Here is a 24,080-nt window from a genome sequence, read left to right on the forward strand (position 1 = left end):
CCCCGCATGACCACGGAAACCACCCCAGACGCCGACTACATGGGCTTCGTCGGCGTGACCACCGGCTCGTCGTCGATCATGAACGTGTTCCCGCTGTGGGCCGACATCCTCGGCCTGCCGACACGCACGCTCATCGGCCACGACCTGCCGATTGACGCCGGCCCCGAGCAGTATCGAGCGCTCGTCGAACAGATCCGCGACGATCCTCATCACCGCGGGGCGCTCGTGACGACGCACAAGATGAACGTGTACGCCGCGGCATCCGACCTGTTCGACGAGCTCGATCCGTTCGCCGTGTCGTGCTCGGAGATCTCCAGCATCGCCAAGCGCGGGACGCGCCTTTCCGGCCGCGCTAAGGACCCGATCACGGTCGATCTGGCGCTGAACGACTTCCTCCCGGCCGACTACTTCGCGACCACGGGCGCTGAAGTGATCATCCTCGGCGCGGGCGGTTCGGGCACCGCGCTCAGCTGGGCACTGGCCGAGCGAGCGGATGCTCCCGCCGAGGTGACCGTCACCGCCCGCGACGACGAGAAGCTCGAGCACCTGCGCGAGGTGCACCGCCAGCACGGCACCCGCGACGGACTCATCTCCTATGTGCGCACACTCTCGGTCGAGGACGCCGCAGCGCTGGTCGCCGCCGCGCCGCGCGGCTCGCTCATCGTCAACGCCACCGGGCTCGGCAAGGACCGCCCCGGTTCCCCCCTTCCGGATGACGTCGTCTTCCCCGAGCACGCCTACGTGTGGGAGTTCAACTACCGCGGATCGCTGGAGTTCCTGCACCAGGCGAGGGCGCAGGAGGCGGAGCGCGGCCTGCACGTCGTGGACGGCTGGCGCTACTTCATCCACGGCTGGTCTCAGGTCGTCGCCGACGTCTTCGAGCTCGCCCTCACCCCTGAGATCGTCGAGCAGCTCGCGGAGGCCGCCGAGGAAGCACGCTGATGATCCGCACAGTCCTCGGCGATCTCGATGCCGCACGGTTGGGGCCGGTGAACTATCACGAGCACCTGTTCCAGGTCTCTCCGTTGCTGCCGGGGGACGAGCTCGACGACGAGCTCAAATCCGGTGCCGAAGCCGCGCTGCTGAAGGCGAGCGGCTTCGCCGCGATGGTGGATGCCACGCCCTTCGGCCTCGGCCGTGATCCGGAGGCCGTGGCGCGCATCAGCGCGGAAACGGGCCTCCATGTGGTCGCGACGACCGGCCGACACCGCGAGGCGCACTACGGCGACGATCATCCGATGCAGGTCTGGAGAGCGGCGCAACTCGCCGAGCTCTTCATCGCCGACGTCACGAAGGGGATGCCGGCCGACGACGCCGTGGTCTTCGAGGCCCCCGACGTGCCGACCGCGCGAACGGCGGACCGCAAGCCGGTGCGCGCCGGCATGCTCAAAGCCGGCATCGACTACTGGCGCATCAGCCCGTTCGAGCGCACCACGCTCGAGGCCGTGGGCGCCGCACACCGCGCGACGAACGCCCCGATCATGGTGCACCTGGAGTTCTGCACGGCTGCCCACGAGGTCCTCGACCTGCTGGCGGTTGAGGGAGTGGCATCCGATCGGGTCGTCCTCGCCCACGCCGACCGCGACCCCGACCCGACGCTGCACGTCTCGCTCATCGAACGCGGAGCGCACCTCGGCTACGACGGCTTCGCGCGCCCGCGCACGCGGTCCGACGCCGAGCTGCTCGCGCTGACGGAGCATGTCGTCGATCGCATCGGAGCAGATCGCATCCTGCTCGGCGGCGATGTCGCCCGCAGCTCGCGATACCTCTCCTACGGCGGGATGCCAGGGCTCGCCTATCTCGGTGACCGCTACCTGCCGCGTCTGCGATCGGCGATCGGCGCGGATGCCGTCGACCGGATGCTGGTCGCGAACCCAGCCCGGCTGCTCGACCTGGACTGAGCGACCGGAGGCGGCCGAAGCCGACAGCCACAGCATCCGAACGACGAAGCGGCCCCGCACCTTCCGGTGCGGGGCCGCCGTGTCAGACGGTGATCACTCGTAGAGAACTGCGGCGATCTTGTCGTCCTCCATGTTCGTGGCGTCGTACCAGTACGAGCCGGTGTCGTAGAACTCCTCGACCGCGTCGCCGTTGGCTGCGTCGTACGCCGCCTGGACGACCTGCGCGCCGATGCCGATCGGGTCCTGCGTGATGGCGCCGGCCATCGTGCCGTCCTTGATGGCGTTGATCTGAGCAGCGCCCGAGTCGAAGCCGATGATCGTCAGCTTGCCCTTCTCAAGGCCCAGCTCGTTCACGGCGTTCACGACGCCGATGGCCGAGCCCTCGTTGGTGCCGTAGATGCCCTTGAGGTTCGGGTGAGCGGCGATCATGGCCTTGGCGATGTCGGCGGACTTCAGGTGGTCGCCGTCACCGTACTGGATGTCGACGATCTTGATGTCGGGGTAGTCCGCCTCGATCTTCTCGACGAAGCCGTCACGGCGCTCGACGCCGGTGGAGTTGATCTGGGAGTGGCCGACGATCGCGACCTCACCCTCTCCGCCGATCAGCTCGGCCATGTGCTCCGCCGCCAGCGCGCCGGCGACCTTGCTGTCGGTCGCCGAGAGGCTGAGGCCCACGTCCCCGTTGCACGGTGCATCGAAGTACACGACGGGGATGTCCTTCGACTTCGCCTGGTCGAGCGGGGCGACGCACGCCTCGGGGTCGAGGGCGGCGTAGGCGATGGCATCCGGGTTCTTGTCGATCGCGGCCGTCAGCATCTCGAGCTGCTGGGCGATCTCCGTCTCGGCGGCGGGACCGTCGAAGGTGATCCGAACGCCCAGCTCTTCAGCCTTCTGCTCAGCGCCCTTCTTGACGGCCTGCCAGAACTGGTGCTGGAAGCCCTTCGAGACGAGGGCGATGTACATCTCTCCGTCGCCGCTGCCGGTGTCGGTTCCGCCACCTTCTTCGATGACATCCCCGCTGCCGGCACAGCCGGCCATGACGAGAGCGGATGCGGCCACCAGGGCCGCGAATGCGGTCTTCTTGCCGAATTTCATGGAAACTCCATTGTTCTGTGTTGAGTACTGCTCTGTGATGGGTGCCGGCCGAAGCCGACGGGTGGGCAGGGAGGAAAGGTCAGGTCCGCTGGCGGTTGCGCAGCGAGTCGAAGAACACGGCCAGCAGCACGACGACGCCGACCACGATGTTCTGCCACTCGGTCTGGATCGACATGATGCGCAGGCCGTTGACGAGCACGCTCATGATGAGCGCACCGACGACGGTGCCGAGGATGGAGCCGCGTCCACCCAGCAGCGAGGTACCGCCGATGATGACCGCCGCGATCGCCTGCAGCTCGTAGCCGGTGCCGATCTGCGGCTGTGCGGAGTCGAGACGCGAGGCGATGATGATGCCCGCGACTCCGGTGAAGGCGCCGGCGAACATGTAGATGAAGATCGTCCAGCGGCGGGTGTTCACACCCGACAGGCGCGTCGCCTCCTCATTCGAGCCGATGGCGAACGTGTAGCGGCCCAGCAGCGTCTTCGACAGCACGATGGCGGCGATGATCGCGAGGACGGCGGTGATGAGGACGGCGTTCGGGATGCCGGGGATGATCACACCGAGCGCGATCTTCTTGAAATCAGGGGCCGAGGTGGAGAAGTAGATCGGCGCGACGTTCGAGACGACGAGCGCGAGCCCACCGGCGATCATCATCATCGCGAGCGTCGCGATGAACGGCGGAAGCCGGAGGAAGGTGACGTTCAGACCGTTGACCAGTCCCATCAGCACACCTGTGGCGATGCCTCCGATGACGCCGACCCAGACGGGCAGGCCCCAGTTCGTGATGAACACACCGGTCATGACCGCGCACAGCGCCATTCCGGTTCCCAGCGACAGGTCGATGCCTCCGGTGATGATCACGAAGGTCGTCCCGAGCGCCAGGATCCCGATCACGGCCGTGGACAGCAGCACCGTCGCGATGTTGCTGGCGGTGAAGAAGTTCGGGCTCGCGATCGAGAAGAAGATCACCAGCACGATGAGCGTGCCGAACGCGAGGGACTGCTGGAGCTGACGCTTCAGGAACCCGGCGACGTCGCGCTTGTCGGTGTCCTCGTTGATGGCCTGCTGGATGACGGTCGTCGTCTCTCCGGACTGCTGTGGGGTGCTCATCAGTCTTCCTCCCCGTGGGCTGCGAGTTGCATGATCTTCTCCTGGCTGGCTTCCTCGTTGCGGAGGGTTCCGGTGATCCGGCCGTTCGCGAACACCGCGATGCGGTTGGCGACGCGCAGGATCTCTGGAAGCTCCGACGAGATGACGATTATGGACTTTCCGGCGTCTGCGAGCTGCTGCATGAGCCGGTAGATCTCCTCCTTCGCTCCGACGTCGATCCCTCGCGTGGGCTCGTCGAAGATGAGGATGTCGCAGTCGCGCATCAGCCAGCGGGCGATGACGACCTTCTGCTGGTTTCCTCCGGAGAGGAGCTTGACGATCTGGTTGACCGACGGCGTCTTGACCCGCAGCTGCTGCACGTACTGCTTGGTCTGGTTCTTCGCCTTGCTGTCACCCATCCAGCCGAGGGCGCCGGCGTAGTTGCCGAGCGACGCCAGCACCGTGTTGAAGGTGACGTCCTGCTCGAGCATGAGCCCGAGCTGCTTGCGGTCCTCGGAGAGGTACCCGACGCCTCGGCGCACGGCATCCTCGGGTTTGCTGATCCGGGCGTCGCGACCGTTGATCGCGATCGTGCCCGCGCTGCGCGGGTCGGCCCCGATGACGGCGCGAGCGGTCTCGGTGCGGCCGGCGCCCATGAGGCCGGCGAATCCGAGGATCTCCCCACGGTGCAGCTGGAAGGAGACATCCTTCAGCAGCGCCCTGGTGGACAGCCCCGCGACGTCGAGCACGACAGGGGCGCTGTCATGATCGCGGGCCTCAGGGCGGGTGCCCTCGTCGATCACACGGCCGACCATCATCTCGATGATCTTGGGGATGCTGATCTCGCTCTTCTCGAGTGATCCGATGTATTGCCCATCACGCAGCACGCTGACCCGATCGGCGAGGCGGCGGAGCTCGTCCATGCGGTGCGAGATGTAGACGATGCCCGTGCCGGCTGCCTTGAGCTGCTCGATCAGCGTGAAGAGGGTCTCGACCTCGCTATCGGTGAGGGCGGAAGTCGGCTCATCCATGATGAGCACCTTGGCGTTGAACGACAGCGCCTTGGCGATCTCGACCATCTGCTGCTCGGCGACGGTGAGCTCGCCGACCTTGCGGCGCGGATCGAGGCGGATGTTCAGCCGGCCCAGCAGCTCGGCCGTCTGCTTGTTGAGGCGACGTTCGGAAAGCAGCATCGCCGACGTGGGCTCGCGGCCGATGAAGATGTTCTGAGCGACTGTCAGATCGGGCATCAGGTTGAGCTCCTGATGGATGATCGTGATGCCGAGCTGCTGAGCCTGAAGCGGGCTGGTGAGCTCGACCTCCTGGCCTTCGAAGGTGATCGTCCCCTCGTCGCGCGTATAGATCCCGGAGAGGATCTTCATGAGAGTCGACTTGCCGGCGCCGTTCTCGCCGACGAGGACGAGCACCTCTCCTGCGCGCACCTCGAGATGCACATCCTGGAGTGCCTGCACCCCGGGGAACCCCTTGCTGATGCCTTCCACCCGGAGGATGGGATCGCTCATGTGCTCACCTGCTTCCTTGGAGGTCATGCCTTCGGACTCCCGCTTGGAATCCATTTCAAACATCGGATCAATTGTGCCGGGCCGCGAGACCCTGCGCAAGTTGTATCTAAATGTACGCAACTGCGCGCGGTCGTGCTACACCTGTAATAACAACCTGATCACGGATGCGCTCGAATTGCGCACAGAAAGGGACAAGATGCTCATCGGCGCGCATGGATTGGTCTTCACCGGAACCTTCGACGAGGCGGGGCTGCGGCGCTCCATCGAGGGCACGGGGAAGGCAGGCTTCGACCTCATCGAGATCCCCCTGATGGATGCCGAGGGCTTCGATTCCGCGCTCGCCGAGCGGATGCTGCGCGACAACGGTCTCGCCGTGACGGCTTCGCTCGGACTCACCCCCTCGACTGATCTCACCAGCGACGATCCCACTGCCGTCGCCGCGGGCGTCTCGACGCTGGAACGGTGCATCGACCACGTCGCGACGATGGGCGGCGACGTGCTGTGCGGCGTGATCTACTCGGCGATGGGCAAGTACATGGCACCGGCGTCCGAGCGCGGTGTCGCGAACAGTCAGGCAGCGATCAGCGAGCTCGCGGCGTACGCGGCTGAACGCGGCATCCGTCTTTCCCTCGAAGTGGTGAACCGCTACGAGTCGAACGTCTTCAACACCGGGCGCGGCGCACTGCGCTACCTGGATGGCGTCGCCGGCGAGGTGAGCGTGCACCTGGACACCTACCACATGAACATCGAGGAGTCGGACTTCTTCCAGCCGGTACACGACGTCGCCGCGGCCGGAAAGCTCGGCTACGTGCACATCGGCGACAGCCACCGCGGATACCTCGGAACGGGCACCGTCGACTTCGCGACGTTCTTCCGCGCGCTGCACGACGTCGCCTACGACGGACCTGTCGTCTTCGAGTCGTTCTCGTCGGCCGTGGTGAGCGCCGAGCTCAGCAACACCCTCGGCATCTGGCGCAATCTCTGGCAGGACTCCGACGACCTGGCCGCGCACGCGAACCGCTACATCCGAGACGCGCTTCACGCGGTCGGGACGATCGACCTGCACTAGGCGCTCGCTACGCCGACGCATGCCCGACGACGCCCTTGCGGAGCAGCGCATTGCCGTATTTGCGGGTCTCGCCGGTGCGCACCATAACGTACGCGGGCTTGGCCGCCTCGTAGTAGTCGAAGCGCTCCACGAACCGTGTGGTCTCGACCGTGGTGCCCGCGGCGTCCATCAACTCGCGCTGCACGTCGAGCACATCGCCATCGGCGGATTCCATGAGGTCGAGTCCCGGGGCGTCGTCGAGCGGGATGACGGTGCGGATCGCCGCGAGCACCTCGGGCGTCGTCGTGCCGGGCAGGTCGATCGTGCGCTCCCCCAGCGCCCAGGCCGGGAAATGCGCGTCGGCGATGACGACGGCGTCCGAGTGGCCCATGCGGTCGAGATGCAGCAGCAGCTCACCGGTCAGCAGCGGGTTGATTCCTTCGAGCATGGCGCCTCCTCAGGCGGTCGGTCACGCGGGGATGAGCCCGTCGGCGGCGAGCTCGGACCAGAAGTCCGACGGGATCGGCACCGCGGCGAGTTCGGCGTTCTGCTGCACCTGTTCCGGCCGCGAGCTTCCCACGACGACCGATCGAACGACAGACGAGCGCAGTGGGAACTGGATCGCCGCAGCCGGCAGCGGCACATCGTGCGCACGACAGACGGCGACGATGCGCTGCAGCCGATCCCAGATCTCGTCCGGGACGCCGCCGTATTCGTACCGGCTGTCGCGGCTCGGCTCGGCCTTGGCGAGCAGGCCGGAGTTGAAAACGGATGCCGCGACCACCCCGGTCCCCCGGTCGTGACAGGCCGGCAGGACATCGGCGGCCGCCGGCTGCTCGAGCAGCGTGTAGCGGCCGGCGATCATGATCGTGTCGAGGTCGGCCTCGCGTACAGCGCGCGCAAGCGCCGCGCTGACCATCGACCCGAGGCCTACCGAGCCGACGGCCCCTTCGCCACGCAGCGCCTCCAGCGCGGGGAACGCCTCGGCGAGCGCGAGGTCGAGATCATGCCGTTCCGGGTCGTGCAGGTACACGAGGTCGATCCGGTCGAGGCCCAGCCGCTCACGGGACTCGTCGATGGATGCTCGGATGCCGGCATCTGAGAAGTCCCACACCCGCTGCAGGTCGTCCGGCACGAAGAAGTCGTGGTCGGTGTCGAGGCCACCGGCGTACGCGGGGTTCGGGCGCAGCAGCCGCCCCGCCTTCGTGGAGAGCACGAACTCGTCGCGCGGCTTCGTCTGCAGGAACGCGCCCAGGCGCCGCTCCGACAGGCCGAGTCCGTAGTGCGGTGCGGTGTCGTAATAGCGGATGCCGCTCTCCCACGCGGCATCCAGAACGGCCCACGCCTCATCGTCCGTGAGCGCGCGGAAGAGGTTCCCGACGTTGGCCGCGCCGTATCCGAGCGCCGGAATCTCCAGTTCAGTCCGTGACATGCGCGCCCTTCCAGGCGTACTTCGCGATGCTCGCCGCCTTCATCTCCATGCTCGCACCCGGCTCGGTCGGAGCCATGTACGAGCCGCCCTGGATGTCGGTCGGCACGACGAAGTGCTCGTGCAGGTGGTCGACGTACTCGATCAGACGCCCCTCTCGCGACCCGCTGACCGCGATGAAGTCGAACATCGACAGGTGCTGGACGGCTTCGCACAGGCCGACGCCGCCGGCGTGCGGACAGACCGGCACCCCGAACTTCGCGGCGAGCAGCAGGTTCGCGATGTTCTCGTTCACGCCGGCGACGCGCACGGCATCGATCTGCATGACCTCGATGGCGTTCGCCTGCAGCAGCTGCTTGAAGATCATGCGGTTCTGCGCGTGCTCGCCGGTGGCGACGCGGATGGGTGCCACCCCGCGAGCGATCTCGGCATGACCGAGGATGTCGTCCGGGCTCGTCGGCTCCTCGATCCACGCGGGATTGAACTCGGCGAGCGCGTTCACCCACTCGATCGCCTCCGACACCTCCCAGCGCTGATTGGCGTCGATGGCGATCGGGAAGTCGGGCCCGACGACCTCGCGCGCCTTGCGGAAGCGGCGGATGTCGTCGTCGAGGTCGGCGCCGACCTTGAGCTTGATCTGGGTGAAGCCGTCGGCGAGCGCCTCGCGGGCCAGACGCTCGAGCTTCTCGTCGGAGTAGCCGAGCCAGCCGGGGCTGGTCGTGTACCCCGGGTACCCGGTCGCGAGCAGCTCGGCTTCTCGTTCCTCGCGACCGGCGACGCCGGCGCGGAGGATCTCGAGCGCGTCCTCGCGGGTGAGCGCATTGGTCAGGTACCGGAAGTCGACCAGGTCGACGATCTCCTCCGGTGTCATGCGAGAAAGCAGCTGCCAGAGCGGGAGCCCCGCGCGCTTGGCCTTGATGTCCCACAGCGCGTTGATCACGGCGCCGATCGCCATGTGCATGACGCCCTTCTCCGGACCCAGCCACCGCAGCTGCGAGTCGCCGATGATGTCGCGGAACGTGCCGCCCATGTCGTCGAGCAGCGGCTCGAGCTCGCGACCCACGAGATGACCTGCGAGCGCGTCGATCGCCGCGACCTGCACGTCGTTGCCGCGGCCGATCGTGAACACGAACGAGTGCCCGGCGATGTCGTCCGAGGCGTCAGTGCGGATCACGACGTACGCCGCAGAGTAGTCGGGGTCGGGGTTCATCGCGTCGGAGCCGTCCAGGCTCAGCGACGTGGGGAAGCGGATGTCGGTGGTCTCGAGTGCGACGATGCGGCTCACGGGAGTCCTCTCTAGGGGCCGGACCTCTGCGCAGCACGAATCTGCACGGATCCCTTGGAGTGTAAACATCGGATGTCTATACTGTCAATCAGACGTGTCGCCTCCGTGCGGCTCCCCTGCCGCTCAACGGCGGCTCCCCAACGAGGTAGGAGAACCATGAAGTTCGCGCGGCTTGGCGCCCCTGGATCCGAGATTCCCGTCGTCATAGACGGAGATCGTCACCTCGACCTCCGGCCCCTGACATCCGATGTAAACGGGGACTTCCTCGCCGGCGACTTCCACGCTCGCGTGGCTTCCGCGCTGGCATCCGGTGAGCTCGCCGAGGTCGATGGCGCCGCTCGAATGCGCATCGGTGCCCCGATCGCGCGCCCCAGCGCCGTCATCTGCATCGGCATGAACTACGCCGCTCACGCCGCAGAATCCGGCGCAGAGCCGCCGAAGATCCCGATCATCTTCTTGAAGACGCCCAACACCGTCGTCGGCCCCAACGACACCGTGACCATCCCCCGCGGCAGCGAGAAGACCGATTGGGAGGTCGAGCTCGGCATCGTGATCGGCGCCAGGGCCGCGTACCTCGATTCGCCCGAGGAGGCGGACGCGCACATCGCCGGCTACGTGGTCGCGAACGATGTGTCCGAGCGCGCGTTCCAGATGGACGTGTCCGGCGGCCAATGGTCGAAGGGCAAGATCGCGGCCGGCTTCAACCCGACCGGCCCCTGGCTCGTCACCCCCGATGAGGTCGACGTCGACGACCTCGGCCTGCGCAGCTTCGTGAACGGCGAGCCCCGGCAGGACTCGAACACGTCGGACATGATCTTCGACGTGCGCACGATCGTGCACCACCTCTCGCAGTACGTGACGCTCGAGCCGGGCGACCTCATCCTCACCGGCACCCCGCAGGGCGTCGCCCTCTCAGGCAAGTACCCCTATTTGGCCGACGGCGACATCGTCGACATCGAGATCGACGGGCTCGGTCACCAGCGCCAGAAGTTCGTCGCCTGGGAGGAGAGCAAGTGAGCGCTCAGGGGCAGTTGGACGGACTCGTCGCGATCGTCACGGGCGGGGCATCCGGCATCGGCGCGGCGATCGCGGCGCGTCTGCACGCCGACGGTGCGCAGATCGCCGTGCTCGACCGCGACACCGCGGGAGCGGACGCCCGCTTCGCCGCGTTCACCGCGGACGTCTCGGATCGCACGAGCGTGGATGCTGCTGTCACGGCTGTTGCGGAGCACTTCGGCCGCATCGACATCGTGATCAACAACGCAGGCATCGGCGCGGTCGGCGACATCAGCGCGAACGACGACGACGAGTGGGCGCGCGTCCTCTCGATCAACGTCACGGGCATCGCACGAGTCACCGCCGCAGCCCTCCCCTGGCTGCGGCAGTCGCCCGCCGCTGCGGTGTGCAACACGGCATCCATCGCCTCGTCGACCGGACTCCCCCAGCGCGCTCTGTACAGCGCGTCGAAGGGCGCCGTCTCGGCCCTAACCCGCGCGATGGCCGCGGACCACCTGCGCGAGGGCATCCGCGTGAACGCCGTGAATCCCGGTACCGCCGACACCCCGTGGGTGGGACGTCTGCTCGATCAAGCGGCCGACCCCGGGGCAGAGCGGGCAGCGCTGGAGGCCCGCCAGCCGCACGGGCGCCTGGTCAGTCCGGACGAGGTCGCCGCCGCGGTCGCATACCTGGTGAGCCCGGCTGCCGGGTCGACGACGGGAACGTTCATCGAGGTCGACGGCGGCATGGCGCAGCTGCGCCTGCGCGCGGAGTGAACGCGGCGTCGGCCGGCGGCCGGTAGCCGCGGCTCAGCGGATGCCGTAGAAGCCGACCGCGTTCGACCAGAAGAGCTTCTCGGCATCCAGGCCGCGGTCCTGCGCCCAATCGGCGACGGTGTGGCACCAGTCGTCACGGTTGCCGGGGAAATAGTACGCACTGTCCTGGCCGGTGACGTCGACCGAGGACACCGGCCAGTCGCTGCCCCACATCAATCGATCCTCGCCGAAGGCCTCGGCTGCGACATCGAGGTACGGCTCCATCTGCCCCTCGTCGATGCGCCCTCCGGACTCGGCCGGGAGTCCGGACAGCTTCACGAGCGCCTGCGGGTGGGCGGCCAGCTCGCGCAGGGCGTCGATCCATTCGGCACTCGGCGGCAGCGGCGACTCCACGGTGCCGATCGCCGGCTTGCCGAGATGGTCGAGCACGATCCGCAGCCCAGGGACGGCTTCGGCCAGAGCGATGACGTCGGGAATCTGATGATGCCGCACGCAGGCATCGAAGGTGAGGCCTCGTGCGGCCAGTTCTCGGGCGCCGTCGATGAAGGCGCGGCTGCGTGCGAAGCCGTCTTTCTCGTCCTGCAGCAGGTGGCGGACCCCGACGACGAGCTCGAACTCGGCGAGCGCGTCCAGATGCTTCTCGAGCTTGCGACCGCGATCCAGGCGAGCACCGGCGACGATGCCGACGACACCCGTCGCGCGCGCGATCGACTCGACCCAGCGCACTTCGTCGATCGCGTGCTTGTCGATCGGGTCGGCCTGCACGAACACCGCGACCTGGGTCTCCACGTCCTCGATCGGGTCCTCACGAAGCTCGGCTTCCGCGAACGGCGCGTCGAGGTCGCCCTCGAGCCAGCGGTAGGTGAGGATGTCCGGGTTCCACAGGTGCAGGTGAGCATCGACAACACGCATGCGACCATGATCACACAGCCGCCGGCAGACATCCGATCAATCGCTAGGATGACGAGCATGGCAGTCACCGATGAGGCGATCGAGAAGATCAAGGCGATGATCGTGTCCGGCGAACTCTCCCCGGGCGACCGACTGCCGCCCGAGAAGGAGCTCGCCGAGCGGCTCGGACTCTCGCGCAACTCGATGCGTGAGGCGGTCAAGGCTCTCGAAGTCATCCGAGTCCTCGACGTGCGGCGCGGAGACGGCACCTACGTGACGAGCCTCGAGCCGCACCTGCTGCTGGAGGCGATCTCGTTCGTCGCAGACATGCATGACGACAACTCCCTGCTCGAGATCTTCGCCGTCCGCCGGATGCTGGAATCCCAGGCCACCGGCCTCGCTGCGACCCTCGGCACCGAGGATGCCGTCGCCGCGCTGCTGGCGGAGCTGGACTCGACAGGCGCCGAGGTCAGCGTCGACGATCTGGTCGCCCATGACATCCGCTTCCACCGCGAGATCGTCCGCATGGCGGGCAACACATACCTCGCGAGTCTCATCGAGAGCCTCAGCGGACAGACGGTCCGCGCCCGCGTGTGGCGCGGACTCACCGAACAGGGTGCGGTGGAGCGGACCCTGTCCGAGCATCGGGCCATCGCCGAGGCGATCGCTCAGCACGATCCGAACCTGGCGACGTCGCTCGCGACAGCGCACATCGCCGGCGTCGAGCGGTGGCTGCGCCAGGCCGCCACCGTCTGACCCGCGCCCCGGGACGCGGGCGCGCGGCTACGCGCCGATGCGGCCCATCGCCGCCTCGAACTCCGCCGCCGAGCTGTCGCTGACGTCGTGCTGCAGCAGCTCGTCGAGCACGCCCGGTGCCGCGGTGAAGTACGGAATGCCTGCCAGACGCAGCGCGACGATGTCGTCCGCTGAGCGCAGGCTCGCCGCCAGCACGTTCGTTTCACTGCCGGCGCAGACCGCCTGCATCCGCGCGATGAGCGCATCGCCGTCGACGCCGGCATCCCGAAGCCGACCGAGGTACGGTGCGATGTACCGCGCCCCGATGCTCGAGGCGGCGAGCGCCTGGCCGACCGAGTACACCGCAGTCACGAGCACGCTCGCGCCATCGGAGACGAGGGCGGATGCCGCGGCGAACCCCTCAGCGGTGGCGGGGACCTTCACAGCCACCCGATCGCCGAGCGCACGGATGGTGTCGGCGTTGCGCAGCAGTTCGAGCCGGGATGCACCCCAGGTCTGGAAGAAGATCTCCTGCGCCCCCTCGGACTCCCACCGGGCGTAGAGGTCGGGGATGTCGGCGACCGTCCGCCCACCTCGCTCGAGGATCGTCGGGTTGGTCGTCACGCCGTGCACGACACCGGCGCCGAGGAGCGCAGAGACCCGGTCCACGTCGGCGCTGTCGACGTACAGACGCGGGGCGATGTCGACGGCAGACATGGGGGCTCCTCGATACGGCAGGCGGCAACCTGTCGTTACAGGTTCGGATTCGGCTAATGTAATGACAGGAATCGCCGGTGTCAAAGCCGGAGCCATCACCCAGACGCGTGCCGTCGATGAAGATCAGGAGCGCCATGCCCACCTCCCCCCGTGAAGGACGCACCGGCGTCGTCATCGTCGGAAGCGTCACGGCGGACGTGACGACGTTCTCGCAGCGTCTTCCCGCCAGGGGCGAGACGATCCTCGGCGACCAGTTCACCCTTTTCCTCGGTGGCAAGGGCGCCAATCAGGCGGTCGCCGCCGGACGCGCCGGTGCGACGACGAGCTTCGTCGGATGCGTGGGCGACGACCTGTTCCACGACCTCATCGTCGATGGCCTCACCGATGCCGGCGTCGATCTCACCCACCTGCGCACCGTCCCCGGCCCCACCGGCATCGCACACATCCGCGTGGATGCCTCGGCCCAGAACGACATCGTCATGGTGCCGCTGGCGAACGCCGAGCTGAACACGGCACAGATCGACGCGGCGCTCGACGACCTGGCGGCGACGACGTCCGTCCTGCTCACGCAGCTCGAGACTCCGTCCGCGCTGACCGCGCACATCACGACCCGCGGCCGCGAGCACGGAATGACCGTCATCCTCGATCCGGCACCAGCGGCTCCACTGCCGGACGATGTGTGGGGCAGCATCGACATCGTCACGCCGAACGAGACCGAGGCGTCGGTGCTCAGCGGCATCGAGGTGACCGACGCCGCGACCGCCGAGCAGGCGGGGCGCTGGTTCCTCGATCAGGGCGTCGGCGCCGCCGTGATCACCCTGGCCGCTCAGGGCTCCTGCGTGGTCACGCCGGAGGGCACCACGATCGTGCCTCCACTGCGCGTGGAGGCCGTCGACACCACCGCGGCCGGCGACGCCTACGCCGGTTACCTCGGCGCCGCCCTCGCGAACGGCGCCACCCTCACGGATGCCGTTCGACTCGCTACCGCCGCCGGCGCACTCACCGTCACCAAGCACGGCGCGTCGCCGAGCCTCCCGGTGCGCAGCGATGTCGACGCCTTCCTCACTCTCCAGAACGACAGCGCGTCGCGCGCATCCTGAGCAGGAGTCACCATGCGAAAGACCTCGACGACGATCAACCCCGCACTCTCGCGCGTGATCAGCGAGACCGGCCATACCGACCTCATCGTCGTCACCGACGCAGGTCTCCCCATCCCGCCGGGGTCCGAGCGGATCGACCTGGCGTACCGCCCCGGCGCACCGGCCTTCTTCGACGTGCTCGACACCGTGCTCGCCGAAATGGTCGTCGAGGGCGCGACGGTCTCGGCCGAGGTGGCCGACCACAGCCCTGAGGTGCTCGCACAGCTGCGCGAGCGCCTCCCCGGCATCGCCGTCGAGCTCGTCCCGCACGTGGAGTTCAAGAAGCGCACGCACGACGCCCGCGCGTTCGTCCGCTCCGGCGAGTTCACGCCGTACGCGAATGTGATCCTGCACGCAGGGGTGGCGTACTGATGGCCACCAGCGTTGTCACCGGAACCGTCATCGGCACAGACGCGATCGACCGGCACTCGGCTGCCCCCATGTACGACCAGCTGCGCCAGCTCATCATCGACGGCATCGAGCGCGACGGGCTGCAACCGGGCGACCCGCTCCCCGGCGAGCACCGGCTCTGCGAGCGCTACGGCATCTCCCGCACCGTGGTCCGGCAGGCGCTCGCGCAGCTCGAGCACGAGGGCATGGTCGAACGGGTCAAGGGAAAGGGCACGTTCGTGTCGCGGCCTCGCACGAGCGAGTCCCTGGTGCACACGCTGATCGGTCTCTACGACGACGTCGAACAGCGCGGCGGTCATGTGCACAGCGACATCCTCCGGCATGAGCCCGAGGAGGCCGACCCCGAAGTGGCGGCGGCTCTCGAGATACCCGTCGGTTCGCCGGTCATCGCGCTCGAGCGACTGCGCCACGTCGACGGCGAACCGTGGTCGCTGTCGACGACTTGGATGCCCGAGCAGGTCGGGGCCCTGACCCTCGGCGTCGACCTGTCCGAAGCATCCCTCTACCGGCTGCTCGCAGAGCACGGCATCCAGGCGACCGACGGTGTCCGCTCCGCCGAGGCGACCGTCGCGACGCACGACCAGGCCCAGCATCTCGGCATCAGCGCCGGATCGGCGCTGCTGCGACTGCGCAGCATCAGCCGCGATGCATCCGGCACACCGATCGAGTACTTCATCGCGCTGCACCGCGGCGACAGGTCGCGGTTCGAGTTCCAGCTGCGCCGCGACCAGTCGCAGGCGTCGTTGCTGCATGTCGATGACACCGGTGGCGCGTCGAGGGCGGGTACAGTCTCTGTCTGAGGCGTCCTCACGCCTCGGAGAGGACGATGATGGTCGCAGGCGCCACTTCTGACCAGACGCCCGGGGACGAGCGCAAGCCCGAGACGGGTTCCACGCCGCCGCTCGCGGACCTGACCAGCCGCCCTGTGCCCATCCCCGGTCCTCTCACCAAGCCCTCACCGGTGGTGCGACCGCCGCGTCGGCGCGCACGCTGGCTGGTGCCCGTGATCGTCGTCGCGGTCCTCGCCGCTGTCGCCGTCGGCATCGTCCTGTGGCAGGCGGCCCAGCCCGGCATCGCATGACCTCCTGGACCAGCGCCGCGATCGCTCTGCTGGAGGCCGACGCCAACCGCAGCGCGGACACGCATCTGCATGTCTTCCCGCTGCCGGCGGAGTGGGGCATCGACCTGTACCTGAAGGACGAGTCGGTGCATCCGACGGGCTCGCTCAAGCACCGCCTCGCCCGCTCCCTCGTCCTGTACGGCCTGGTCAACGGCCGCATCGGCGAGAAGACGACGCTTGTCGAGGCATCCAGCGGATCGACGGCCGTGTCGGAGGCGTACTTCGCCAGGATGCTGGGACTCGACTTCATCACAGTCGTGCCGCGGTCGACGAGCCCGGAGAAGATCGAGCTCATCGAGTTCTACGGCGGCCGGTGCCACTACGTCGACAGCGGGCCGGAGATGTACGGCGAAGCCGAGCGCCTCGCCGCTGAGTGCGGCGGACACTACCTCGATCAGTTCACGTACGCCGAGCGGGCGACCGACTGGCGCGGCAACAACAACATCGCCGAGAGCGTGGTCAGCCAGCTCAGTCAGGAGCGGCATCCGATCCCGGAGTGGATCGTCGTGGGTGCGGGCACCGGCGGCACGAGCGCGACGTTCGGCCGGTACGTGCGCTACCGTCAGCATCCGACCCGGGTCGCGGTCGTGGACCCGGAGGGGTCGGCTTTCTACGGCGGGTGGAGCACCGGGGCCTCGGATTACACGACCGGCACTCCGAGCCGCATCGAGGGCATCGGCCGGCCACGGGTCGAGCCCTCGTTCGTGCCGAGCGTGATCGACGAGATGCTGCAGATCCCGGATGCCGCGTCCGTCGCGGCCATCCGGCTGCTGAAGGAGCGCACGCTGCACTGGGCCGGCGGCTCGACCGGCACGAATCTCGTCGGAGCGTTCCAGCTGATCGCGCGCATGCTGGCTTCCGGTCGAACGGGCAGCGTCGTGACGCTGATCTGCGACGGAGGCGCCCGCTACGCCGGAACGTACTACTCCGACGACTGGGTCGCCGCCCAGGGCTGGGACCTCGCCCCGCACCGCGCCCGCCTCGACCACTTCCTGGCCACGGGCGTCTGGCAGGCCTGACCTCCTGGTGGCTACGCTGGCCGCATGACCACTCTGATCCTCACCGTCGCCGGATCCGACCGCCCTGGCCTCGTCGCAGCCGTCGCCGACATCGTCGACGCGCACGGCGGCAACTGGGAGAGCAGTCAGCTCGCCGAGCTCGCCGGCGTCTTCGCCGGTGTGATCCAGGTGTCGGTGGCGCCCGATCGCGAGGCGGAGCTGCAGGATGCGCTTCGCGCCCTCGACGGGACGCTGGCGATCACCGTGCACACCGGGGCGGATGCCTCCACCGCAGCCGAGCAGCCCATCACCCTGCAGGTGCTCGGCAACGACCGGCCCGGCATCGTGCGCGAGGTCTCCGCCGTGCTCCGAGCGCATGAGCTCAGCATCCAGGACATGACGACCGAGACACGGGATGCCGCCATGGCCGGTGGCCGCCTGTTCGAGGCATCCGTGGCGGCGACGGTACCGGCATCCGCCGATCTCACGGCCCTGCGCGCCGACCTGGAGCGGCTCACGGCCGAGCTCCAGGTCGACATCACGCTCGACTGAGCGCTGCCGCGCCGCCGCCGAGACCCCGTCTTCCCACCGAGACCCCGTCTTCTGGACGCCAGTACGACGGGGTCTCGGTGGGAAGACGGGGTCTCGGCAGGGCCGAGGGCGGAGCATCAGACCAGGCGCGACTTCGGCGAGACCGAGTAGGTGTCCTCGGCGTCGCTGTTGACCGTGTCGCCGAGCGCCTCGTCGATCGCAGCCATGGTGTCGGCGTCGAGGGTCACGCCGGATGCCTTGACCGTGTCGGCGAGCTGCTCGGGACGGGATGCTCCGACCAGCGCAGCCGCGACGTTCTTGTTCTGCAGCACCCACGCGATCGCGAGCTGCGGCATCGTGAGGCCGGCCTGCTCGGCGATCGGCTTCAACCGCTGCACGGCCGTGAGGATGTCGTCCTGCAGAAGACGCTTGATGAAGTCGGCGCCGCTGTGCGGGTCGGTCGCGCGCGAGCCCTCTGGCACCGGCTGCCCGGGCAGGTACTTGCCGCTGAGGACGCCCTGCGCCATCGGCGACCAGACGATCTGCGAGATGCCGAGCTCTTCGGATGCCGGCACGACCTTGCCCTCGATGACGCGGTGCAGCATCGAGTACTGCGGCTGGTTCGAGATGAGCTGCACGCCCAGCTGCTTGGCGAGGGCGTGGCCTTCGCGCAGCTGTTCCGCGGTCCACTCGCTGACGCCGATGTAGAGCGCCTTGCCCTGACGGACGACGTCGGCGAACGCCTGGAACGTCTCCTCCAGCGGCGTCTCGTAGTCGAACCGGTGCGCCTGGTACAGGTCGACGTAGTCGGTGCCGAGACGCTTCAGCGAACCGTTGATCGACTCGAGGATGTGCTTGCGCGACAGACCGGTGTCGTTCGGGCCCTTCGGCCCGGTCGGGAAGTAGACCTTCGTGAAGATCTCGAGACCCTCGCGCCGCTGACCTTCGAGCGCCTTGCCGAGGATGACCTCGGCCGCCGTGTTGGCGTAAGTGTCAGCCGTGTCGAACGTGGTGATTCCGGCGTCGAGCGCGGCGTGCACGGTCTTCACCGCGGCGTCGTCTTCGACTTGAGAAGCGTGCGTCACCCAGTTGCCGTAGGTGATCTCCGAGACCTTGAGGCCGCTGTTTCCGAGGTAGCGATAGTTGACCATGCATCTACGCTAGGGCCTTCAGACGACCGCGGGCGCGGATCGCAGGCGCATCGGCACCACGATCGCGATGGCGATGGCTGCGACGGCTGCGAGAGCGCTGATCGCATAGAGCGGAAGGTGCCACGGCGAATGGCTCCCGCCGGAGATCAGGTACGTGTCCGCTAGCGACATTCCCGGTCCGAACGAGGCGATGAAGTACGCCGGAGCCCCGGAGACGAGCAGGCCGAGTTGAGCCGATATCGCCACGACGGGTGGAGATTTCGAAGCGATGCAGACCCACGCCACGGCCACGGCGAGTACGACGCCGAGCCCCAGGATTGCGAACACCCACCCGATGCTGAACATCTGACCGGCATCCGACATGGTCGCGTAGATCTCGACGAGGCCAGTGCCAGGAACCGCCGCGAGCGGGTTGATGACCAGGATGTGCACGGCGGCCCACGTCGCGTACAGCGTCACGGCGAGCACGCCGACGATCGACGCTGCTACGGCAGTGCGGGTCCGAGTGGTCATGCGGCGATCGTAGGAGCGATCGCTGGGAGATCGCCGGTCGCCGGCCGCTAGACCGAAACGGATTCGCGCAGGTCGGCGCGCGTGATCGGCTGCGTTGGAGTGCCGTTGGCCGAGAGGTCGTCGTCGAGTGCTGTGTCGGATGCCGTGGCATCCGCCGTCGTCACGATCGACGCCCTGTCACGGAATCCCTCAGCGGTCACCCGATCGAGATCGACCTGCTTCCGGATCGCGTGCGCCTTCTCGTACAGCGACGGGTCGCCGTAGCTGGTGAGCACCTTCACGATGACGGGCAGCAGCTCGATCATGAAGAACAGCGCAGCGATCAGCCAGTGGGCCCACCAGATGGTCGGCTCCTTCTCGGCGAGACGGTTCAGGCCGCTGATCTGACTGAGCAGGCCGACCGCTCCGGCGTTGCCCTGCGCGACGGAGTCCGCGCGCGCGTTGTAGGCGGCGAGCGCCTGCTGGTAGGAGTCGCGTGCCGCCGGCAGCTGGTCGTTCGCCTGCTGACGGTTCGCAGCCTCGGACGATGCGGTGTTCTCCTTCGCCGCCCCCTCGGCCGTCGCCAGATCGTCGTTCGCGGTGCGCAGCTGGCCCGCGAGACCGTCATAGGTCTGCTGCGCCTGAGCGAGCTGCGCCTTCGCGGCGTCGGAGCTCGAGCCCTCACCGTTGACTCCGGTGCACCCGGGGACCTCCCCGGCGCCCTCACCGGTGAGCTCGCACTGGTACAGAGCACGGGCTTGATCTATGACCTTCTGCTGCTCCGCCATCTTGGCCGTGATGTCGTCGATCGTCGCCTGCGCGGCTGAGGTGGTGGCAGACCCGGAGTCCGTGTCGGCGACGATGCCGGTCGCCGCCTGGTTCTCGAGGGTCGCGACGCGCTCGGTCGCGGCATCCAGTGCCTTGCGCTCCGGCCCGCTCTCCAGGGCATCCTGATCGGACTGCGCCTGGACGATGTTGGTCGCTGCGACCTCACGGTTGATGTCGTTGTGGAAGACCTGCAGCACGAGCGGCTCGGCGACGAGGAATCCGATCAAGACGGCCATCGCGACGCGGGGCAGGGCGAGTCCGAGGAGCTTCCACACGCTGCGCGTCGACGTCATGGTCGAGGTGAGGAAGCGGTCGAGATTGAAGATGATCGCCGCCCAGACGACCGCGAGCGGCACGGCGATCCAGATGGCCGCCTGCACACCCGTGGTGAGGGCGAAGAACATGGAGATCGCCGAGACGAGGGCGGTGCCGGCGAGCACGAAGAACATCTGCACGAACCGCGGAGTCTCACCGGGGACGCGGTCGAGGATCTCTCCCTCCGCGCCGCCGAGGATCGCGAGCGTGCGCAGGCGGGAGCCTGGCGTCCGCGCCGTCTTCTGCCGCGGCATCCGCTCGCGCTTCTTGCGCGGAGCCTTCTCGGCCTTCCGGAGCTTCATCTTGGAAGGCCCGAAGACGCCCTGCGCACGCCGCAGATCGTCGAGCTCATCGTCCTCCGGAGCGGCGGTCGACGGCGCGGCGGGCGACGGCTCGTCAGCGGCAGGAGCCGGCTCGCTGCCCGTCGGCTCGTAGTCGCGCAGGAAGTCGATCTCGTCGTCGACCGTGCCGTTCTGAGCGTCGGCGTCGACGGAGATCTTGCCGTCGGAGCCCATGCGACCAGGGCGATGTGCGGAATAGGACATCCCTCCAGGTTAGGAAAGGTCGCCTGTGGGACAGCCGGACGACCTCTGCTCGCACGCTGAGAGGAGGCTTCCCACCCACACACGACCAGCCCGCGATGCGAGATGGATTTCCGCGCTCGGATGTCAGGCGAAGCCGCGAAAACGTTCTTCCATCGGGGCGCGCGGGGCAAGGCCGCGCGCCGACTCAGGCCAGGGCTTCGGCCGCCGCTTCGTCCTCGGTGGTGGCGACGAGCTGACCGCAGGCCCCGTCGATCTCCTTGCCGCGGGTGTCGCGGAGGGTCGTCGGGATGCCGGCATCGTTGAGCCGGCGGACGAACTCGTCCGTGACGTCCTTCTCCGACGACGTCCACACCGACCCGGGCGTCGGGTTCAGCGGGATCGGGTTCACGTGCACCCATCCACGGCCGCGCTGGTTGAGCTTCTCTGCGAGCAGATCGGCGCGCCAGGCGTGGTCGTTCATGTCCTTGATGAGCGCGTACTCGATCGAGACGCGGCGACCCGTCTTCTCGTAGTACTCGCGCGCGGCATCCAGTGCCTCGTCGACCTTCCAGCGCGAGTTCACCGGGATGAGCTCGTCGCGCAGGTGGTCGTCCGGCGCGTGCAGCGACAGGGCGAACGTGACCGGGATGTTCTCGTCAGCGAGCTTGCGGATGGCCGGCACCAGTCCGACGGTCGAGACCGTGATGCCACGGGCGCTCATGCCGAGGCCGTCCGGCTGCGGTGCGACCATGATACGCACGGCATCCATGACCCGCTTGTAGTTCGCGAGCGGCTCTCCCATGCCCATGAAGACGATGTTGCTGACGCGCTCCATGCTGTGGTCGTCGGCCTTCTTTCCGCCGAGCCCGCCCTCGGCGATCAGACGGTTGGCGCGCACGATCTGCTCGATGATCTCGGCGGTCGACATGTTGCGGGTGAGTCCCGCCTGGCCGGTGGCGCAGAAGGGACAGTTCATACCGCAGCCGGCCTGGCTCGACACGCACAGCGTGATGCGTCCGGGGTAGCGCATGAGCACCGACTCGACCAGGGCACCGTCGTGCAGGCGCCACAGGAACTTGATCGTGTCGCCGCGGTCCGTCTCCAGGCGTCGCACCTCGGTGAGCAGCGGCGGCAGCATGCCGGCCACCAGCTCGTCCCGCAGGGCTGCGGGGAGGTCGGTCATGTGAGCGGGATCGGATGTGTAGTGCGTGAAGTAATGGGTGGCGAGCTGCTTCGCGCGGAAGCCGGGAAGCCCGAGCTCCTTGACCTTCTCGATGCGCTCCGCCGGCGTCAGATCGGCCAGGTGCACGGGCGGCTTGCCGCGCTTGGGGCTGGCGAACTGCAGCAGCGGGCGACCGCTCTCATCCTTCTTCTGGGTCCAACCCTCGGTGCGCGGGCGTACCTGCGCTTTCGCGGGTCCCGTCTGGCGGATGGGAGATTTCTCGGTCATACCCTCCAGGGTACGGGCTGACGGATGGAAAGAGCCTGGGGCGCCCGGAACCCCATCACTTGTCATTACAGGTTGTGATCCGAGAGAATGGGATCGTCCCCCGACGAAGGAGCCCCATGTCCGACCGTCTCGCGCGCGCCCGCACCTCCGGTGTTCTCGCCGTGCTTCGCGCCCCCTCCCCCGAACTCGCGCTCGAGACCGCCGAGGCGATCATCCGCGGCGGAATCACGGGCATCGAGGTCACGTACTCGACGCCCGATGCGCCGTCGGTCATTCGCGAGCTCATCGCCCGCCACGGGGATGCCGCCTACATCGGCGCCGGCACCGTCACCACGGCCGACCAGGCGCGCGCAGCCGCGGACGCCGGTGCGGAGTTCCTCGTGAGCCCGGGCACCCTGCCCGACCTCACGCGCGCAATGCTCGACACCGACCGCGTCGTCATGACCGGAGCCATGACGCCCACCGAGGTCATGGGCGCGCTGGCGCTCGGCGTGGACGTGGTGAAGATCTTCCCGGCATCCCTGGGCGGCCCCTCGTACCTGGGCGCGCTGCGCGGACCGTTCCCCGATGCCCCGCTCATGCCGACCGGTGGTGTGAAGCCGGACAACCTCGCGGACTGGTTCGCGGCGGGCTCCGTGGCCGTCGGCGCCGGGGGCGACCTCGCGAACTCCGCCTCGATCGCGGCTCACGACTGGGACGACATCACTCAGCGCGCGGCACGCTTCGCCGCAGCGCTCTCCGCCGTTCGCGGTTGAGCGTGCTCGGCCTTCCCTTCTGGGCATGGGCGCTCCTCGGCGTCGCTGCGGTCGCCGTCGGGCTGGCGAAGACGGCGATCCCCGGTGGCGGCATCCTGCCCGTCGCGCTGTTCGCAACCGCACTGCCGGCGCGCACGTCCACGGCGGCACTGCTGCTCCTGCTGATCGTCGGCGACGCGTTCGCGCTGATCGCCTATCGGCGGCACGCGAACTGGCCGACGCTGCTGCGGCTCGCGCCTGCGGTCGTGATCGGGCTGCTGGCGGGCTTCGCATTCCTCGCGATCGGGAACGACGACATCGTGCGGCGCGCGATCGGCGTCATCCTGCTCGCGATGATCGCGGTGACGCTCTGGCGTCGATCACGGCAGGGCAGAGCGGATGCCGCGCCGCCGGCGCGCGGCGTCGTCGCGGCATCCTCGTATGGAGCACTCGCCGGCTTCACGACCATGGTCGCGAATGCGGCAGGGCCGGTGATGTCGATGTACTTCCTCGCGATGCGGACGCCCGTGCAGGTGTTCCTCGGGACCTCGGCGTGGTTCTTCGCGATCGTGAACCTGTTCAAGCTGCCGTTCCTCGCCCGGATCGGCCTGTTCGACACACAGGTGCTGCTGACGGATGCCGCCCTCGTGCCGCTCGTGATCCTCGGCGCCTTCGTCGGGCTGTGGCTGGCACGGCGGATGAAGCAGCAGGTCTTCGACCGCATCGTCATCGGCCTCACGGTCATCGGCGCCGTGTACCTGCTGTTCTGAGGCGCCCGCAGTCCGCACGGGGAAAACCCAGACGAACCGTCCCAGACCCCAGACGATCAGCCGCGCGAGCGGCGTGTCGGCCGTGCGGCGCGCCGTGCGGCCGCCGAATCGTCTGGGATCCGGCCCGGGAA

At 68.2% G+C, this 24,080-nt stretch carries 26 protein-coding genes; 14 read left to right on the forward strand and 12 right to left on the reverse strand.

Features of this window, described 5'->3' with window-relative positions:
• Positions 1-6 precede the first annotated feature (6 nt).
• Both KHB019_RS14425 and KHB019_RS14430 read left to right on the forward strand, forming a co-directional pair.
• The gene (locus tag KHB019_RS14425) at positions 7-942 is read left to right on the forward strand and encodes a shikimate dehydrogenase family protein (protein WP_337459283.1); all 936 of its coding nucleotides are present in this window, start codon (positions 7-9) and stop codon (positions 940-942) included.
• Positions 942-1,901 (forward strand): phosphotriesterase family protein, encoded by a 960-nt coding sequence (locus KHB019_RS14430; protein ID WP_337459284.1) that lies wholly within the window; start codon positions 942-944, stop codon positions 1,899-1,901. The genes KHB019_RS14425 and KHB019_RS14430 overlap by 1 nt, the downstream gene beginning before the upstream one ends.
• A 93-nt stretch (positions 1,902-1,994) precedes the next feature.
• Here the strand turns inward: KHB019_RS14430 and KHB019_RS14435 are convergent, their stop codons facing one another.
• The 3 genes from KHB019_RS14435 to KHB019_RS14445 form a co-directional block, all read right to left on the reverse strand.
• The gene (locus tag KHB019_RS14435; RefSeq protein ID WP_337459285.1) at positions 1,995-2,996 is read right to left on the reverse strand and encodes an ABC transporter substrate-binding protein; all 1,002 of its coding nucleotides are present in this window, start codon (positions 2,994-2,996) and stop codon (positions 1,995-1,997) included.
• 79 nt (positions 2,997-3,075) lie between these two features.
• Positions 3,076-4,107 (reverse strand): ABC transporter permease, encoded by a 1,032-nt coding sequence (locus KHB019_RS14440; RefSeq protein WP_230102690.1) that lies wholly within the window; start codon positions 4,105-4,107, stop codon positions 3,076-3,078.
• Positions 4,107-5,609, reverse strand: a complete 1,503-nt coding sequence (locus KHB019_RS14445) for a sugar ABC transporter ATP-binding protein (protein WP_230102689.1) — start codon at positions 5,607-5,609, stop codon at positions 4,107-4,109. The genes KHB019_RS14440 and KHB019_RS14445 overlap by 1 nt, the downstream gene beginning before the upstream one ends.
• 196 nt (positions 5,610-5,805) lie before the next feature.
• Between KHB019_RS14445 and KHB019_RS14450 the strand changes: the two genes are divergently transcribed.
• Positions 5,806-6,678, forward strand: a complete 873-nt coding sequence (locus tag KHB019_RS14450; protein WP_337459286.1) for a sugar phosphate isomerase/epimerase family protein — start codon at positions 5,806-5,808, stop codon at positions 6,676-6,678.
• A 7-nt stretch (positions 6,679-6,685) separates the two neighbouring features.
• On the opposite strand, the gene KHB019_RS14455 is transcribed toward KHB019_RS14450, so the two are convergent.
• The 3 genes from KHB019_RS14455 to KHB019_RS14465 are packed head-to-tail and all read right to left on the reverse strand — an operon-like array spanning position 6,686 to position 9,371.
• The gene (locus KHB019_RS14455; RefSeq protein ID WP_230102687.1) at positions 6,686-7,105 is read right to left on the reverse strand and encodes an RbsD/FucU family protein; all 420 of its coding nucleotides are present in this window, start codon (positions 7,103-7,105) and stop codon (positions 6,686-6,688) included.
• A gap of 21 nt (positions 7,106-7,126) precedes the next feature.
• Entirely contained in the window at positions 7,127-8,089 is a 963-nt protein-coding gene (locus KHB019_RS14460; protein WP_325472074.1) for an aldo/keto reductase, read from the reverse strand.
• Positions 8,076-9,371 carry an L-fuconate dehydratase gene (locus KHB019_RS14465; RefSeq protein ID WP_337459287.1) on the reverse strand — a complete coding sequence of 432 codons (1,296 nt, stop codon included), beginning with the start codon at positions 9,369-9,371 and terminating at the stop codon, positions 8,076-8,078. The genes KHB019_RS14460 and KHB019_RS14465 overlap by 14 nt, the downstream gene beginning before the upstream one ends.
• A gap of 156 nt (positions 9,372-9,527) precedes the next feature.
• Between KHB019_RS14465 and KHB019_RS14470 the strand changes: the two genes are divergently transcribed.
• Complete coding sequence (locus KHB019_RS14470) at positions 9,528-10,388, forward strand: fumarylacetoacetate hydrolase family protein (RefSeq protein ID WP_337459288.1); 861 nt, start codon at positions 9,528-9,530, stop codon at positions 10,386-10,388.
• Positions 10,385-11,143, forward strand: coding sequence for an SDR family NAD(P)-dependent oxidoreductase (locus KHB019_RS14475; RefSeq protein ID WP_325472077.1), 759 nt, complete (start codon positions 10,385-10,387; stop codon positions 11,141-11,143). Before KHB019_RS14470 ends, KHB019_RS14475 begins: the two co-directional genes overlap by 4 nt.
• Positions 11,144-11,176: 33 nt before the next feature.
• Here KHB019_RS14475 and KHB019_RS14480 read toward each other — a convergent pair whose 3' ends face one another.
• On the reverse strand, positions 11,177-12,055 hold the full coding sequence (locus KHB019_RS14480) for an amidohydrolase family protein (protein ID WP_325472078.1): 879 nt from the start codon (positions 12,053-12,055) through the stop codon (positions 11,177-11,179).
• A 57-nt stretch (positions 12,056-12,112) separates the two neighbouring features.
• Between KHB019_RS14480 and KHB019_RS14485 the strand changes: the two genes are divergently transcribed.
• Positions 12,113-12,790 carry a FadR/GntR family transcriptional regulator gene (locus tag KHB019_RS14485; RefSeq protein WP_230102681.1) on the forward strand — a complete coding sequence of 226 codons (678 nt, stop codon included), beginning with the start codon at positions 12,113-12,115 and terminating at the stop codon, positions 12,788-12,790.
• 27 nt (positions 12,791-12,817) lie between these two features.
• Here KHB019_RS14485 and KHB019_RS14490 read toward each other — a convergent pair whose 3' ends face one another.
• A complete protein-coding gene (locus KHB019_RS14490; RefSeq protein WP_230102680.1) occupies positions 12,818-13,486 on the reverse strand; it encodes a transaldolase family protein in 669 nt (222 codons plus the stop codon).
• Positions 13,487-13,620: 134 nt separating this feature from the next.
• On the opposite strand from KHB019_RS14490, the gene KHB019_RS14495 reads away from it, so the two are divergent.
• The 6 genes from KHB019_RS14495 to KHB019_RS14520 are packed head-to-tail and all read left to right on the forward strand — an operon-like array spanning position 13,621 to position 17,706.
• Positions 13,621-14,586 (forward strand): ribokinase, encoded by a 966-nt coding sequence (locus KHB019_RS14495; protein WP_325472079.1) that lies wholly within the window; start codon positions 13,621-13,623, stop codon positions 14,584-14,586.
• A gap of 12 nt (positions 14,587-14,598) precedes the next feature.
• A complete protein-coding gene (gene rbsD, locus KHB019_RS14500) occupies positions 14,599-14,997 on the forward strand; it encodes a D-ribose pyranase (RefSeq protein ID WP_230102678.1) in 399 nt (132 codons plus the stop codon).
• Positions 14,997-15,836 carry a GntR family transcriptional regulator gene (locus KHB019_RS14505; protein ID WP_337459289.1) on the forward strand — a complete coding sequence of 280 codons (840 nt, stop codon included), beginning with the start codon at positions 14,997-14,999 and terminating at the stop codon, positions 15,834-15,836. The genes rbsD and KHB019_RS14505 overlap by 1 nt, the downstream gene beginning before the upstream one ends.
• A 26-nt stretch (positions 15,837-15,862) precedes the next feature.
• Positions 15,863-16,117: a hypothetical protein gene (locus KHB019_RS14510; RefSeq protein WP_337459290.1), complete on the forward strand. Its 255-nt coding sequence runs from the start codon at positions 15,863-15,865 to the stop codon at positions 16,115-16,117.
• Positions 16,114-17,175, forward strand: a complete 1,062-nt coding sequence (locus tag KHB019_RS14515) for a PLP-dependent cysteine synthase family protein (protein ID WP_337459291.1) — start codon at positions 16,114-16,116, stop codon at positions 17,173-17,175. Before KHB019_RS14510 ends, KHB019_RS14515 begins: the two co-directional genes overlap by 4 nt.
• Positions 17,176-17,199: 24 nt before the next feature.
• Positions 17,200-17,706 carry a glycine cleavage system protein R gene (locus KHB019_RS14520; protein ID WP_325472082.1) on the forward strand — a complete coding sequence of 169 codons (507 nt, stop codon included), beginning with the start codon at positions 17,200-17,202 and terminating at the stop codon, positions 17,704-17,706.
• A 116-nt stretch (positions 17,707-17,822) separates the two neighbouring features.
• Here the strand turns inward: KHB019_RS14520 and KHB019_RS14525 are convergent, their stop codons facing one another.
• The 4 genes from KHB019_RS14525 to rlmN all read right to left on the reverse strand — a co-directional run bounded on the left by KHB019_RS14525 (position 17,823) and on the right by rlmN (position 22,445).
• Positions 17,823-18,836, reverse strand: a complete 1,014-nt coding sequence (locus KHB019_RS14525; RefSeq protein WP_337459292.1) for an aldo/keto reductase family protein — start codon at positions 18,834-18,836, stop codon at positions 17,823-17,825.
• Positions 18,837-18,854: 18 nt separating this feature from the next.
• Entirely contained in the window at positions 18,855-19,349 is a 495-nt protein-coding gene (locus KHB019_RS14530; protein WP_337459293.1) for a hypothetical protein, read from the reverse strand.
• 47 nt (positions 19,350-19,396) lie between these two features.
• Complete coding sequence (locus tag KHB019_RS14535; RefSeq protein WP_325472084.1) at positions 19,397-21,016, reverse strand: DUF4407 domain-containing protein; 1,620 nt, start codon at positions 21,014-21,016, stop codon at positions 19,397-19,399.
• A gap of 184 nt (positions 21,017-21,200) precedes the next feature.
• Complete coding sequence (gene rlmN / locus KHB019_RS14540; protein WP_337459294.1) at positions 21,201-22,445, reverse strand: 23S rRNA (adenine(2503)-C(2))-methyltransferase RlmN; 1,245 nt, start codon at positions 22,443-22,445, stop codon at positions 21,201-21,203.
• Between the two features lie 116 nt (positions 22,446-22,561).
• Here rlmN and KHB019_RS14545 point away from each other — a divergent pair, with 116 nt between their 5' ends.
• Entirely contained in the window at positions 22,562-23,200 is a 639-nt protein-coding gene (locus KHB019_RS14545; protein ID WP_337459295.1) for a bifunctional 4-hydroxy-2-oxoglutarate aldolase/2-dehydro-3-deoxy-phosphogluconate aldolase, read from the forward strand.
• Between the two features lie 2 nt (positions 23,201-23,202).
• Positions 23,203-23,949, forward strand: coding sequence for a sulfite exporter TauE/SafE family protein (locus KHB019_RS14550; RefSeq protein WP_337459296.1), 747 nt, complete (start codon positions 23,203-23,205; stop codon positions 23,947-23,949).
• The last annotated feature ends 131 nt before the right edge of the window (positions 23,950-24,080 follow it).

This window comes from Microbacterium sp. KHB019 (assembly GCF_037285405.1).
Lineage (GTDB): Bacteria > Actinomycetota > Actinomycetes > Actinomycetales > Microbacteriaceae > Microbacterium.

What these genes read in the sequence shown, in the direction of transcription:
- KHB019_RS14460 (WP_325472074.1), bottom strand. Translation starts at nt 8,089, where the DNA reads ATGTCACGGACTGAACTGGAGATTCCGGCGCTCGGATACGGCGCGGCC.
- KHB019_RS14545 (WP_337459295.1), top strand. Translation starts at nt 22,562, where the DNA reads ATGTCCGACCGTCTCGCGCGCGCCCGCACCTCCGGTGTTCTCGCCGTG.
- KHB019_RS14525 (WP_337459292.1), bottom strand. Translation starts at nt 18,836, where the DNA reads ATGGTCAACTATCGCTACCTCGGAAACAGCGGCCTCAAGGTCTCGGAG.
- KHB019_RS14480 (WP_325472078.1), bottom strand. Translation starts at nt 12,055, where the DNA reads ATGCGTGTTGTCGATGCTCACCTGCACCTGTGGAACCCGGACATCCTC.
- rbsD (WP_230102678.1), top strand. Translation starts at nt 14,599, where the DNA reads ATGCGAAAGACCTCGACGACGATCAACCCCGCACTCTCGCGCGTGATC.
- KHB019_RS14485 (WP_230102681.1), top strand. Translation starts at nt 12,113, where the DNA reads ATGGCAGTCACCGATGAGGCGATCGAGAAGATCAAGGCGATGATCGTG.
- KHB019_RS14455 (WP_230102687.1), bottom strand. Translation starts at nt 7,105, where the DNA reads ATGCTCGAAGGAATCAACCCGCTGCTGACCGGTGAGCTGCTGCTGCAT.
- KHB019_RS14425 (WP_337459283.1), top strand. Translation starts at nt 7, where the DNA reads ATGACCACGGAAACCACCCCAGACGCCGACTACATGGGCTTCGTCGGC.
- KHB019_RS14445 (WP_230102689.1), bottom strand. Translation starts at nt 5,609, where the DNA reads ATGAGCGATCCCATCCTCCGGGTGGAAGGCATCAGCAAGGGGTTCCCC.
- KHB019_RS14530 (WP_337459293.1), bottom strand. Translation starts at nt 19,349, where the DNA reads ATGACCACTCGGACCCGCACTGCCGTAGCAGCGTCGATCGTCGGCGTG.
- KHB019_RS14510 (WP_337459290.1), top strand. Translation starts at nt 15,863, where the DNA reads ATGATGGTCGCAGGCGCCACTTCTGACCAGACGCCCGGGGACGAGCGC.
- KHB019_RS14430 (WP_337459284.1), top strand. Translation starts at nt 942, where the DNA reads ATGATCCGCACAGTCCTCGGCGATCTCGATGCCGCACGGTTGGGGCCG.
- KHB019_RS14435 (WP_337459285.1), bottom strand. Translation starts at nt 2,996, where the DNA reads ATGAAATTCGGCAAGAAGACCGCATTCGCGGCCCTGGTGGCCGCATCC.
- KHB019_RS14440 (WP_230102690.1), bottom strand. Translation starts at nt 4,107, where the DNA reads ATGAGCACCCCACAGCAGTCCGGAGAGACGACGACCGTCATCCAGCAG.
- KHB019_RS14490 (WP_230102680.1), bottom strand. Translation starts at nt 13,486, where the DNA reads ATGTCTGCCGTCGACATCGCCCCGCGTCTGTACGTCGACAGCGCCGAC.
- KHB019_RS14495 (WP_325472079.1), top strand. Translation starts at nt 13,621, where the DNA reads ATGCCCACCTCCCCCCGTGAAGGACGCACCGGCGTCGTCATCGTCGGA.
- KHB019_RS14535 (WP_325472084.1), bottom strand. Translation starts at nt 21,016, where the DNA reads ATGTCCTATTCCGCACATCGCCCTGGTCGCATGGGCTCCGACGGCAAG.
- KHB019_RS14515 (WP_337459291.1), top strand. Translation starts at nt 16,114, where the DNA reads ATGACCTCCTGGACCAGCGCCGCGATCGCTCTGCTGGAGGCCGACGCC.
- KHB019_RS14505 (WP_337459289.1), top strand. Translation starts at nt 14,997, where the DNA reads ATGGCCACCAGCGTTGTCACCGGAACCGTCATCGGCACAGACGCGATC.
- rlmN (WP_337459294.1), bottom strand. Translation starts at nt 22,445, where the DNA reads ATGACCGAGAAATCTCCCATCCGCCAGACGGGACCCGCGAAAGCGCAG.
- KHB019_RS14450 (WP_337459286.1), top strand. Translation starts at nt 5,806, where the DNA reads ATGCTCATCGGCGCGCATGGATTGGTCTTCACCGGAACCTTCGACGAG.
- KHB019_RS14470 (WP_337459288.1), top strand. Translation starts at nt 9,528, where the DNA reads ATGAAGTTCGCGCGGCTTGGCGCCCCTGGATCCGAGATTCCCGTCGTC.
- KHB019_RS14520 (WP_325472082.1), top strand. Translation starts at nt 17,200, where the DNA reads ATGACCACTCTGATCCTCACCGTCGCCGGATCCGACCGCCCTGGCCTC.